A 13,088-nucleotide genomic window follows, 5' to 3' on the forward strand; every position below is an offset into this window, starting at 1 on the left:
GGCCATGAAGCGCGGCTACACCGCCATGGAATACAAGAGCACGATCCGCAAGTTGCGCGCGATCCGGCCCGACCTATCCATGAGCAGCGACTTCATCGTCGGCTTTCCCGGCGAGACCGAAGAAGACTTCCAGAAGATGATGAAGCTGATCACCGACGTCGGCTACGACAGCAGTTTTTCCTTCATCTTCAGCCCGCGCCCCGGCACCCCGGCGGCCAACCTGCCCGACGACACGCCGCACGTGGTCAAGCTCAAGCGCCTGCAGCACCTGCAGGCCGTGCTGGAAGAGAACGTGCGCCGCATCAGCGCCAGCCGCGAAGGCACGGTGCAGCGCATCCTGGTCGAGGGTCCGTCGCGCAAGAACGCCGCCGAACTGATGGGCCGCACCGAGTGCAACCGCATCGTCAACTTCGACGGTGGCCCGAACAGCGCGCGCCTGGTGGGTCAGATGGTCGACGTCAAGATCACCCAGGCGCTGCCGCACTCGCTGCGCGGCGAGGTGCTGACCACCGAACAGGTCGCCTGAGCAGCGGATTCCAGCGCCGGGCCGCCCCAGGCTTGAATCGCGTCCCCTCGGGGGGCAGCGACCCGCGTCAGCGGCGGAGCGGGGGGGCTCAAGACTTTTTCGGCGGCTGCAGGTAACGCTGGTCCGACCAGGTCGCCAGCCACTGCGGCGCGAAGGCCACGAAGATGGCCGAGAACATGCCGGTCAGGAAGGCGTCGCCCCAGGCCATGAGCCAGCGCCCGACGAGGGCGTGCTCCAGCTCCGGCACGCCGACCAGGAGGTGCAGGCCCACCATGAGCGCACCCGAGAGGAACACCGCAGCGGCGGTGCCCAGGAAACCACGCCCCAGGGTGTAGACGAACGGGTTGGCCGGCAACCAGCGGCGCAACACCGCGCCGATGCCCAGGGCCAGCGTGGCCGGCACCAGGCCCACCCAGACCCATTGCGACAGCGCCTGTTCGGCACCGGCCTGCCCGACCACCCAGACCACCAGTCCGACCAGCGCCAGCACCAGCACCGCCAGCGGCCAACCCAGCATCAGCACCAGCAGGCTGGCGCCCGAGAGCTGGATCTGCAGGCCCGGCGGCATCTTCTGCGGCAACAGCCACAGCCAGGGCAACAACGCCACCGCCGCCAACGCGGGCGTGAGCAATGCGCCGCGCAGCATGCGCCAAGGCCGCAGGCCCAGCGCCACCACCAGCGCCAGCACGGCCACACCCCATTCGATCAAGGTCAACATGGGGTCGAAGTATGTGAGTGCGCATCAGGCGCTGACTTGACTTTGGTCAATCGCGTCGGCGCACGGTGTCTGATCCAGAAACGCCGTGGAACTGGCTTCGCAAGGCCACAGGCGTTGTCCCCTGGGGGGAAGACGCGCAGCGGCGCAGGGGGGATCACATCCTGGGCATGCCCTTCATGCCACCCATGCGCTTCATCATCTTCATCAGGCCGCCGCCCTTCATCTTTTTCATCATGCCCTGCATCTGCTCGAATTCCTTGAGCAGGCGGTTGACCTCCTGCACGTGCACGCCGGCCCCGGCGGCGATGCGGCGCTTGCGCGTGGCCTTGATGATTTCGGGCTTGCTGCGCTCCTTGAGCGTCATGCTGCAGATGATGCCTTCCTTGCGCTTGATGTCCTTCTCGGCGCGGGTCAGGTCGGCCTCACTCGCCTTGGCGGCCAGGTTGCCGGGCAGCTTGTCCATCAGGCTGGACAGGCCACCCATCTGCTTCATCTGGCGGATCTGGTCGAGGAAGTCGTTGAGGTCGAAGTCCCCACCGCTCTTGACCTTGGCGGCCAGCTTCTGCGCCGCCGCCATGTCCACCCCGGCGGTGACCTGCTCGACCAGCGCCAGTATGTCGCCCATGCCCAGGATGCGGCCGGCGTGGCGTTCGGCGTCGAACACCTCCAGGCCGTCGATCTTTTCGCTCACACCGGCGAACTTGATCGGCGCGCCCGTGACCTGGCGCACCGACAGCGCCGCGCCACCGCGCGAGTCGCCGTCCATCTTGGTCAGGATGATGCCGGTCAGCGGCAGCGCTTCCTTGAAGGCCTTGGCGGTGTTGACCGCGTCCTGACCCTGCATCGCGTCGACCACGAACAGCGTCTCCACCGGGTGGATGGCGCTGTGCAGTTCCTGGATCTCGCGCATCAGCGCTTCGTCGATGGCCAGACGACCGGCCGTGTCGACCAGCAGCACGTCAAAGTAGTGCTTCTTCGCGTAGTCCAGCGCGGCGCGGGCGATGTCCAGCGGTTTCTGGTCTGGCGAGCTGGGGAACCACTCGGCCCCGGCCTGCGCCGTCACCGTCTTGAGCTGTTCGATGGCGGCCGGGCGGTAGACGTCGCCCGAGACCGTCAGCACCTTTTTCTTGCGCTTCTCGATCAGGTGCTTGGCCAGCTTGGCCGTGGTGGTCGTCTTGCCGGCGCCCTGCAGGCCGGCCATGAGGATGACCGCTGGCGGCTGGGCGGCGAGGTTGATGTCCGACACGCCATCGCCCATGGTGGCGGCCAGTTCGCGGTTGACCACGCTGACCAGCACCTGGCCCGGCGTGAGCGAGCCCACCACCTCTTCGCCCAGCGCTTTTGCTTTGACGCGGACGATGAAATCGCGCACCACCGGGAGCGCCACGTCGGCCTCCAGCAGGGCCATGCGCACCTCGCGCAGCATGTCGGTGACGTTGCTTTCGGTGATGCGGGCCTGGCCACGCATCTCTTTGACGATGCGTGACAGACGGTCGGAAAGGGCTGAGGCCATGGTGCGCTCGGTTGGGTGAGGGAGGTCGGGAGGAGGCTGATCGCAGCGGTGCGGGGCCGCACAGACCGGCGTGGCACCGGCGGGGCACAGGGCCAAGACCCTTTAAACTGTGCCCTGGATTTTAACGGTGCCCGGCCTCTGCCCGGGTCGTCCAACGCCCACCATGCCCTTGCTGCCCGCCCTTGCACTCAACCCGACCGTGGCCGCGCTGTCCGCCGGGGCGGCGCTGGCCTACGCCGTGCTGGCCTGGGCGCACCAGCGCTTGACCGCGGCGCAGGCGCGCTCGGTGATGGCGGTGGCCTGGCTGCTGCACGCGCTGGTGCTGGCCTTGTCCCTGTTCGAGCAGCCACCCCGCTTCGGCTTTGCCCCGGCGCTGTCGGTGACGGCCTGGCTGGTGCTCACGGTTTACGCGGTCGAAAGCCGCCTCTTCCCGCAACTGCGCGCCCGCTGGACCCTGGCCATGCTGGGCATGCTGGTGGTGGTGCTGGCCGCCCTCTTCCCGGGCACCCACTACCCCACGCTGCGCTCGGCCTGGCTGCCGCTGCACTGGGCGCTGGGCATCGCCTCGTATGGCCTGATCGCCGCCGCCGTGATGCACGCCTGGCTGATGCAGCGCGCCGAAAAGGCCATGCGAATGGGCGCGTCGCTGGACACCGCCATACCGCTGCTGACGCTGGAGCGGCTGACCTTCCGCTTCGTCGGTGCCGGCTTCGTGCTGCTCAGCGCCACGCTGCTGGCGGGCTGGTATTTCTCCGAGGTGTTCGCCGACCACTTCGTCTGGAACCACAAGACCGTGTTCTCGGTGCTCTCGTGGTTGACCATGGGCGTGCTGCTGCTGGGCCGCTGGCGCCTGGGCTGGCGCGGGCGCACCGCCGTGCGCACCCTGTACCTGGCGGCCGGCCTCCTGATGCTGGGCTACGTGGGTTCGCGCTTCGTGCTCGAAGTGATCCTGCATAGGGCCTGAGCGGCCGAGCCCCCACACCCCACGCAGCCCCCACCATGAAGTTCGTCCTTGTCATCGCCGTCGTGCTCGTGGCCGTCTGGATCTGGCGCAACAACCGCCGGGAAGAACACCGTGACGAGGCCGGCACGGCCGCACGCCGCCCGGCCAGCCCGGCCCCCATGGTGGCCTGCGGCCAGTGCGGCATGCACCTGCCGCAGGACGAAGCCGTGCGGGGCCAGCGCGGCGTCTATTGCTGCCACGAACACCGCCGCCAGGCCGAAGAGGCCGCGGGTTGACGCCCCACCCCGCCGCCACCGCCTGACATGGCGCTCGATCCGCAATCGCAGTTCTCGCCGTCGTGGCTGGTCACGCTGGAGACCGAAGGCCAGCCCGTTCGCGAACAGCGGCTGCGCGCCTTTGCCCGCCTGTGGCGCATGTTCATGCGCACCCGCGTGTTCATCGCGGCGGTGCTGCTGGCGCTGCAGGTGTTCGTGGTGGTCACACGGTCGGGCGGGCCATCGTGGCTGCTCCTGGTCTGTGCCCTGCACCTGACGGCCACGCTGGGGGTGCTGATCTGGCTGCGCCCGGTGGAGCAGGGCCGACGGCTGCGCATGCAATGGCAGTGGCTGGCCACCATCGGGGTGGACGTCGTGGTCTTCGCCCTGCTGGAGTATTTCCAGCACGGCGGCATCAGCTACATCCCGCTGTTCGCGCTGCCGGTGCTGATGGCCGCCATCCTCGGGCCGCTGGTGCTGGCACTGGCCACCGCCGCCAGCATCACGCTGTACCTGCTGGGCGAAGCGGCGCTGAGCGCGCCCTTGCTCAGCGACGTGTCCACGTCGCGCTTCCTGCAGAGCGGGCTGACCGGCACCGGCTTCTTCATCGTGGCCCTGCTGGCCCACCAGCTGGCCCAGCGCCTGGCGCGCGAGGAAGCGCTGGCCCAGAGCAGCCAGGCCGCGGCCCGCACCCAGGCGCAGGTCAACGAGCTGATCATCGAGAGCCTGAGCGAGGGCGTGCTGGTGGTGGACATGCACGGCGTGGTGCGCAACGCGAACCCGGCGGCGCAGTCCATGCTCATGGGTGACCGCTATCCCCGATCGGCCAAGCTGCTGCTGTCGGCGCGCGAAGGCTGGGAAGGCCTGGCCCACCTGGTGGACAAGAGCTTCGCGCTGGGCCAGGCACTCGAATCGGAAGTGCGCGTCGAAATCGACGAGCTCACCGCCCTCAAGCTCTTCGTGCGCACCCAGCTCACCACCGCACAGGGCGGGCGCCACGCCGGTCTGTGCGTGCTGTTCCTGGAAGACCTGCGCGAGGTCGAGGCGCGGGTGCGCACCGAAAAGCTCGCCTCCATGGGCCGCATGTCGGCGGCGGTGGCGCACGAAATCCGCAACCCGCTGTCCGCCATCACCCAGGCCAACGCTCTGCTCGACGAAGAGGTGCAGGAACCCGGCCAGAAGCGCCTGACGCGCATGATCGAGCAGAACGCGCAGCGCCTGGCGCGCATCGTGGACGACATCCTGAACGTGGCACGCGCCCAGCCCAGCCAGGACGAAGCGCTGGTGCCCAGCCTGCCGCTGGACCAGACCCTGCGGCAGATCACGCACGAATGGAGCAAGCAGAACCAGGCCCAGGGCGTGCTGGGCGTGCACCCGCACGCACCAGGCCTGATGGTGCACTTCGACCCCGAACACCTGCGGCGCCTGCTGATCAACCTGCTGGACAACGCCCTGCGCCACGCCAGCCGCGCGCCTTCGTCGATCCGGGTCATCAGCCAGCCCACGGGCAGCGACCGCATCCGCCTGTCGGTCTGGAGCCACGGCCCGGCGCTGGAGGCGAGCGTGCTCAAGCACCTGTTCGAGCCGTTCTTCTCGTCCGAAAGCCGCTCCAGCGGCCTGGGCCTGTACCTCTGCCGCGAGCTGTGCGAACGCTACGGTGCGCAGATCGCGTACCAGCGCAGCCGCCTGGACCTGCAGGAGGGCAACGAGTTCTATGTGATCATGCCCGCGGCCAGCGGACGCAGCCCGGTGCAGCAGCGCCTGGCCATCCCGCCGGGCGATTCCGTGCCCAGCCACACCCGACCGCCGCAGGACTCGAAGCCGCCGCCGATGTCCACCCTGTTCTGAGCCATGACCGCCTCCCCACCCGCTGCCGTGCTGGTCGTCGACGACGAGCCGGACCTGCGCACCCTCTACGAACTGACCCTGCTGCGCGAGGGTTACCAGGTCACATCGGCACCCGACCTGGCGCAGGCGCGCGAATCGCTGGCCCAACAGCGCTTTGACGTGCTGATCACCGACATGCGGCTGCCCGACGGCCTGGGCCTGGAACTGCTGCGCGAGCTGGGCGCCGGCCAGCGCAGCGAAAAGGCCATCGTCATCACCGCCTACGGCTCGGCCGAGAACGCGGTGGAAGCGCTCAAGAGCGGCGCCTTCGACTACCTCACCAAGCCGGTGGACCTCAAGCAGCTGCGCGCCGCCGTCAGCGCCGCGCTGCACAGCCAGCGCCACCCGCCGGCCGCCCTGCCGGTGGGCGAGGCACCGCTGCGCGCCGCGCCACCACCGCCCAGCGGCGTGCAGGCGCTGCGGCGCATCGTGGGCGGCTCGGCCTGCATGGCGCAGATCCGCGGCCGCATCGAAAAGGTCGCCACCAGCATGGCGCCGGTGCTGATCCTGGGCGAGTCGGGCACCGGCAAGGAGCTGGTGGCGCGCGCCGTGCATGAATGCAGCCACCGCGCCAGCGGCCCCTTTGTCGCGGTCAACTGCGGCGCCATCCCCGAAAACCTCATCGAGGCCGAATTTTTCGGTGCGCGCAAGGGGGCCTTCACCGGCGCCACGCAGGACCGCGAGGGCTACTTCCAGGCGGCCAAGGGTGGCACCCTGTTCCTGGACGAAATCGGCGATCTGCCCCTGGCCATGCAAGCCAAGCTGCTGCGCGTGATCCAGGAGCGGCGCGTGCGTCCGCTCGGCGGCGTTCAGGAAGAACTGGTCGATGTGCGGCTGGTCAGCGCCACCCACCGCGACCTGGTCAGCCTGGTGCAGACCGGCGGCTTCCGCCAGGACCTGTTCTACCGCCTCAACGTCATCGGGCTGCGCACGCCGGCGCTGCGCGAACGCCGTGAAGACCTGCCCGAGCTCGCCCGCACCCTGCTGCAGCGCCTGTGCACCGAGTCTGGCCAGGCCGTGCCCGAGCTCTCACCCGGCGCGCTGGACTGGTTGCAGGCCTGCGAGCTGCCGGGCAATGTGCGCGAGCTGGAAAACCTGCTGCAGCGCGCCCTGGCGCTGAGCAACGGCCTGCGGCTGGAGCCCGAAGACTTCGGCGAACCGCCCGCTTCGACCATCAGCCAGGCGGGGGCCTTGACAGCCTCTCACCAAGAGCCACCGCCGGCCGGGGCAGCGCCCTCGGCACACGGCGCGCTGTCAACGCCACCGGCCACCATTCCCGCCGACCTGCAGAGCTACCTGGACGAACAGGAACGCCAGGTGCTGTTGCAGGCGCTCAAAGAAACCGACTTCAACCGCACCGCGGCCGCAGCGCGCCTGGGCCTGAACCTGCGGCAGATGCGCTACCGCATCCAGCGGCTGGGCATCGCCATGCCCTCGGGCGGCGACGATGACGCCTGACACCACCCCTCCCCCCAACCCCGCCAGTGCCTGGCAGGGCGGCTGGCTGCGCAGCGCGCGGCCGGTGGCATCGCCCAACGCCGGACCGCGCCCAGACGGCGCACAGATCGACCTCATCGTCCTGCATTCCATCAGCCTGCCCCCAGGCGTGTACGGCGGCCCCGAGGTCGAGCAGCTGTTCACCAACCGGCTGGACTGGGACGCCCACCCCTACTTCGGCCAGATCCGCGGCATGGAGGTCTCGGCGCATTTCTTCATCCGGCGCGACGGGGAGCTGGTCCAGTTCGTCGACGCCGATGCGCGCGCCTGGCACGCCGGCCGCTCCCGCTGGCGCGGCCGCGAGAACTGCAACGACGACTCGATCGGCATCGAGCTCGAAGGCCTGGAAGGCCAAGCCTTCGAGCCGGCTCAGTACCGCACGCTGCAAGACCTGTGCGAGCAGCTGGCGTTGCGCTACCCCATCGCCCACATCGCGGGCCATGAACACATCGCGCCGGGACGCAAGCAGGACCCGGGACCGGGTTTCGACTGGGCGCAGTTGCAACAGGGGCTGCGCTGGGCCCATGCGTATTTTCCCGAATGCACGCAGTCCACGGCGTGGGCGGCAGACGGCACTGCCTCGCCCCGACCACCGGCCGCCTGAGCCGCCCCCCAAGCAACGGCGCGGCCTGCGGCTACAAAAGCGCCGGTATCCCGCGCCCGCACACGCCGCAGCGCGGCCACACCAGGCGCCGACAGACCCTCTGCCGCGTCCTGCACGGTGCCCGAACCTGCACCATCCCCGCGCTTTTGTATCTGGCGAAATGTCACCGTGTGCATCGGGTGGCATTTTTCACAAACACTACCCCTAGTGTCTTGAAGCAAGCCCACACACCAGATATAGTGTGTGCTGCGCGTGACGGCCACCGGGCCGCAAGCCCCGGACACAGCCCTCCGGACCGACCGCCACAGAGCGGTCGTCCGCACCGACCGACCCCGACACGCCGCCGCCCCCAACACGTGCGCCCCCGCGGCCACCCACCACAACAACCGCAAGAGGAACCATGCTGAGCGCTCCCACCACCGCCGCTGCCGCCACCCCGTCTGCCCTGCTCTCCGCCGGTGCCACCCGCACCCCGGCGTCCGACAGCGTCAGCGCCGCGCTGACCCACTACCAGATCATCCGCCGCAACGGCGCGGTGGTGCCGTTTGAGCCCAGCAAGATCGCCGTCGCGCTGATGAAAGCCTTCCTGGCGGTGCACGGCACCCAGGGCGCGGCCTCGGCCAGCGTGCGCGAAACGGTGGACGCCCTGACGCAGAACGTGGTGCGCGCCCTCATGCGTTCGCGCCCGGGCGGCGGCACCTTCCACATCGAAGATGTGCAGGACCAGGTCGAACTGGGTCTGATGCGCAGCGGCCACCACGAAGTCGCCCGCGCCTATGTGCTCTACCGCGAGCGCCGCACGCAAGAGCGCGCGCAGCAGGCCGAAGCCGCCAAGCCGGCCGAAGCCACGCTGCACGTGACCGACGGCGGCCAGCGTGTGCCGCTGGACGTGAACCAACTGACCGCCCTGATCGAGTCCGCCTGCGCCGGCCTGGGCGCCGACGTCAAGGCCGACCCCATCGTGGCCGAGACCAAGCGCAATCTGTACGACGGCGTGCCGATCGAAGAGGTGTACAAGGCCGCCATCCTGGCCGCCCGCACCCTGATCGAAAAAGACCCGGACTACACCTACGCCACCGCCCGCCTGCTGCTGCACACCGTGTTCAAGGAAGTGCTGGGCGAAGAGGTGGCGCCGGCCGAGCGCGGCGTGCGCTACGCCGAGTACTTCCCGCAGGCCATCAAGAAGGGCGTACAGAACGAGCTGCTGGACGAGAAACTGCAACAGTTCGACCTGGCCCGTCTGGCCGCCGCGCTCAAGCCCGAGCGCGACCTGCAGTTCGACTACCTGGGCCTGCAGACCCTGTACGACCGTTACTTCCTGCATGTGCGCAAGCAGCGCATCGAACTGCCGCAGGTCTTCTTCATGCGCGTGGCCATGGGCCTGTCGCTCAATGAAATCGACCGCGAAGCCCGCGCCATCGAGTTCTACGAGGTGCTGTCCTCGTTCGACTTCATGTCGTCCACGCCGACGCTGTTCAACGCCGGCACGCTGCGCTCGCAACTCTCCAGCTGCTACCTGACCACGGTGCCCGACGATCTGGACGGCATCTACGAGTCGATCAAGGAAAACGCGCTGCTGTCCAAGTTCGCCGGTGGCCTGGGCAACGACTGGACCCGCGTGCGCGCCCTGGGCGCCCACATCAAGGGCACGAACGGCGAATCGCAGGGCGTGGTGCCGTTCCTGAAAGTGGTGAACGACACCGCCGTCGCGGTGTACCAGGGTGGCAAGCGCAAGGGCGCCGTCTGCACCTACCTGGAAACCTGGCACCTGGACATCGAAGAATTCCTGGAGCTGCGCAAGAACACCGGCGATGACCGCCGCCGCACCCACGACATGAACACGGCGAACTGGATTCCCGACCTGTTCATGAAGCGCGTGATGGAAAAGGGCTAGTGGAGCCTGTTCTCGCCCAACGACGTGCCCGACCTGCACGACCTGTTCGGTGCCGACTTCGAAAAGGCCTATGTGGCCTACGAAGCCAAGGCCGCGCGCGGCGACATCAAGCCCTACCGCAAGGTACCGGCCACCGACCTGTGGCGCAAGATGCTGTCGATGCTGTTCGAGACCGGCCACCCCTGGATCACCTTCAAGGACGCCTGCAACGTGCGCAGCCCGCAGCAACACGCCGGCGTGGTGCACAGCTCCAACCTCTGCACCGAAATCACGCTCAACACCAGCGACACCGAAACCGCGGTCTGCAACCTGGGCTCGGTCAACCTGCTGCAGCACGTCAAGGGCGGCCAGCTCGACCACGCCAAGCTGCAGAAGACGATCAACACGGCGATGCGCATGCTCGACAACGTGATCGATATCAACTACTACGCGGTCAAGAAGGCGCGCGACTCCAACCTGCGCCACCGCCCGGTGGGCCTGGGCCTGATGGGCTTCCAGGACGCGCTGTACGAACTGCGCATCCCATACGCCTCCAACGAAGCGGTCGAGTTCGCCGACCGCTCGATGGAAGCGATCTGCTACTACGCCTACTGGGCCTCGACCGAACTGGCGCGCGAACGCGGCCGCTACAGCAGCTACCGCGGCTCGCTGTGGGACCAGGGTGTCCTGCCGCCCGACACCATCGACCTGCTGGCACGCGAGCGCGGTGGTTATGTGGACGTGGACCGCTCGGCCACGCTGGACTGGGATGCGCTGCGCAAGAAGATCGCGCAGGACGGCATGCGCAACTCCAACTGCGTGGCCATTGCGCCCACCGCCACCATCTCCAACATCATCGGCGTGGACGCCTCGATCGAGCCCTGCTTCGGCAACCTCTCGGTCAAGTCCAACCTGTCGGGCGAGTTCACCGTCATCAACGGCTACCTGGTCAAGGACCTCAAGCGCCTGGGCCTGTGGGACGACGTGATGGTCATGGACCTCAAGCATTTCGACGGTTCGCTGCGCCCCATCGACCGCGTGCCGCAAGACGTGAAGGCGCTCTACGCCACCGCGTTTGAAGTCGAACCGCTGTGGCTGGTGGAAGCCGCCGCACGCCGTCAGAAGTGGATCGACCAGGCGCAAAGCCTGAACATCTACATGGCCGGCGCTTCAGGCAAGAAGCTCGACGACACCTACAAGCTGGCCTGGCTGCGCGGCCTCAAGACCACCTACTACCTGCGCACCACGTCGGCCACGCACGCCGAAAAATCCACCGGTCGCGCAGGCCAGCTCAATGCCGTGTCGGCCCACGGCCATGAGGCCTCGATGAGCGCGCCGGCCGCTGCCGCAGCACCGGTCGAGATGGCCGGCGAACCAGCCACCGACATCAAGTTCTGCGCCATCGACGACCCGGGCTGCGAAGCCTGCCAGTGATGCGCTGACCCATGCGCGTGATGAAGGTGTCGCATCGATCTCTGTTTTCGATGCGACACCGCAACACAAAACATTCACCGCGCGCATGAGTCCTTTGCTTTTCATGCCGACACTTCGATAATCCGCTGAATTGGACACCACCATGCTGACCTGGGACGATCAAGTCACTCCCTCCTCGAAGCCCGCTCTTCAAACATTGCCACCCACCACACCGGGTGCGCAAGCTGCAGTGTCCTCCCCCGCTTTCACGGCTTCTTCTGCTGCTGCACACAGCACCGAAGAGCGCCGCGTGAACGTCGCCGACAAGCGCATCATCAACGGCCAGACCGACGTCAACCAGCTGGTGCCTTTCAAGTACAAGTGGGCCTGGGAAAAGTACCTCGCCACCTGCGCCAACCACTGGATGCCGCAGGAAGTGAACATGAGCCGCGACATCGCGCTCTGGAAAGATCCCAACGGCCTGACCGAATACTAGCGCCGAATCGTCAAGAGCATCCTAGTCTTCTTAGTCACCGCCGATTCGCTCGCCGCCAACAACATCACGCTGGGCACTTACCGCCACATCACGGCGCCCGAGTGCCGCCAGTTCTTGCTGCGCCAGGCGTTTGAAGAAGCCATCCACACCCACGCCTACCAGTACATCGTGGAGTCGTTGGGCCTGGACGAAGGCGAGATCTTCAACGCGTACCACGAGGTCTCGTCGATCCGCAACAAGGACGAGTTCCTGATCCCGTTCATCGACGCGATCATGGATCCCAACTTCAAGACCGGCACACCCGAAAACGACCAGACCCTGCTCAAGTCCCTGATTGTGTTCGCCTGCCTGATGGAAGGTCTGTTCTTCTACGTCGGCTTCACGCAGATCCTGGCCCTGGGCCGGCAGAACAAGATGACCGGTGCCGCCGAGCAGTACCAGTACATCCTGCGCGACGAGTCGATGCACTGCAATTTCGGCATCGACCTGATCAATGCGATCAAGCTCGAGAACCCGCTGCTCTGGACACCGCAGTTCAAGGCCGAGATCAAGGAACTGTTCCTCAAGGCCGTGGACCTCGAATACCAGTACGCCGAAGACACCATGCCGCGGGGCGTGCTGGGTCTGAACGCGTCGATGTTCAAAGGCTACCTGCGCTACATCGCCAACCGCCGTGCCACGCAGATCGGTTTGGAGCCGTTGTTCCCGAACGAAGAGAATCCGTTCCCCTGGATGAGCGAGATGATCGATCTCAAGAAGGAACGCAATTTCTTCGAGACGCGCGTCATCGAATACCAGTCCGGCGGCGCGCTGTCCTGGGATTGAGGCCCCTCTGCTCGACCACATGTCCACCCTCTCACAAAGCCCTGTTCCAGACGCTCCGGCGTCCGGGCCAGGGCTTTGTCACACCATTCAAGGCCTTGGTGCCATCCGTGGATGCATCCACGGCGCCAGGGCCCTGAATCACTTGCACGGACAAAGCCCGTGCCAAGTGCTCTTTGCAACATGATCAAGGAGAAAACAATGGCAACTGCGAAAAAAGCCCCGGCCAAAAAGGCCGCTGTGAAGAAGACCGCCGCCCCGGCGAAGAAGGCGGCTGCGCCTGTGAAGAAGGCTGCTGCACCCGCGAAGAAGGCCGCTGCACCCGCGAAGAAGGCCGCTGCACCTGCGAAGAAGGCTGCTGCTCCTGCGAAGAAGGCTGCTGCTCCTAAGAAGGCCGCTGCACCCGCGAAGAAGGCTGCTGCTCCTAAGAAGGCCGCTGCACCTGCCAAGAAGGCTGCTGCTCCTAAGAAGGCCGCTGCACCTGCCAAGAAGGCTGCTGCTCCTAAGAAGGCCGCTGCACC

9 protein-coding genes and 2 pseudogenes are annotated in these 13,088 nt (G+C 67.1%); 9 read left to right on the top strand and 2 right to left on the bottom strand.

The genetic code is table 11. The features are described from left to right. The coding region (locus tag ACR2JA_RS02650) for a TRAM domain-containing protein (RefSeq protein ID WP_434007575.1) at positions 1-526 on the top strand (526 nt) is incomplete at its 5' end. Between the two features lie 88 nt (positions 527-614). Here ACR2JA_RS02650 and ACR2JA_RS02655 read toward each other — a convergent pair. Beyond that, on the bottom strand, positions 615-1,244 hold the full coding sequence (locus ACR2JA_RS02655) for a hypothetical protein (RefSeq protein WP_434007576.1): 630 nt from the start codon (positions 1,242-1,244) through the stop codon (positions 615-617). 154 nt (positions 1,245-1,398) lie between these two features. Continuing rightward, positions 1,399-2,757, bottom strand: a complete 1,359-nt coding sequence (ffh, locus tag ACR2JA_RS02660; RefSeq protein WP_434007577.1) for a signal recognition particle protein — start codon at positions 2,755-2,757, stop codon at positions 1,399-1,401. A 163-nt stretch (positions 2,758-2,920) separates the two neighbouring features. Here ffh and ACR2JA_RS02665 point away from each other — a divergent pair, with 163 nt between their 5' ends. The 8 genes and pseudogenes from ACR2JA_RS02665 to ACR2JA_RS02700 form a co-directional block, all read left to right on the top strand. Then, the gene (locus ACR2JA_RS02665; protein WP_434007578.1) at positions 2,921-3,721 is read left to right on the top strand and encodes a cytochrome C assembly family protein; all 801 of its coding nucleotides are present in this window, start codon (positions 2,921-2,923) and stop codon (positions 3,719-3,721) included. Between the two features lie 35 nt (positions 3,722-3,756). Next, on the top strand, positions 3,757-3,996 hold the full coding sequence (locus tag ACR2JA_RS02670; protein ID WP_434007579.1) for a PP0621 family protein: 240 nt from the start codon (positions 3,757-3,759) through the stop codon (positions 3,994-3,996). Between the two features lie 27 nt (positions 3,997-4,023). Next, a complete protein-coding gene (locus ACR2JA_RS02675; RefSeq protein WP_434007580.1) occupies positions 4,024-5,823 on the top strand; it encodes a sensor histidine kinase in 1,800 nt (599 codons plus the stop codon). Between the two features lie 3 nt (positions 5,824-5,826). Next, positions 5,827-7,320, top strand: a complete 1,494-nt coding sequence (locus ACR2JA_RS02680; protein WP_434007581.1) for a sigma-54-dependent transcriptional regulator — start codon at positions 5,827-5,829, stop codon at positions 7,318-7,320. After that, positions 7,310-7,963 carry a 1,6-anhydro-N-acetylmuramyl-L-alanine amidase AmpD gene (gene ampD, locus ACR2JA_RS02685; RefSeq protein ID WP_434007582.1) on the top strand — a complete coding sequence of 218 codons (654 nt, stop codon included), beginning with the start codon at positions 7,310-7,312 and terminating at the stop codon, positions 7,961-7,963. Before ACR2JA_RS02680 ends, ampD begins: the two co-directional genes overlap by 11 nt. Positions 7,964-8,363: 400 nt before the next feature. Then, positions 8,364-11,270, top strand: a pseudogene (locus tag ACR2JA_RS02690) (ribonucleoside-diphosphate reductase subunit alpha). Between the two features lie 142 nt (positions 11,271-11,412). Beyond that, positions 11,413-12,570: pseudogene (locus tag ACR2JA_RS02695) on the top strand (ribonucleotide-diphosphate reductase subunit beta). Between the two features lie 180 nt (positions 12,571-12,750). Continuing rightward, a partial coding sequence (locus ACR2JA_RS02700) for a hypothetical protein (RefSeq protein WP_434007583.1) occupies positions 12,751-13,088 on the top strand: 338 nt, incomplete at its 3' end.

It is taken from the genome of Hydrogenophaga sp. (genome assembly GCF_051007235.1).
Lineage (GTDB): Bacteria > Pseudomonadota > Gammaproteobacteria > Burkholderiales > Burkholderiaceae_C > Hydrogenophaga.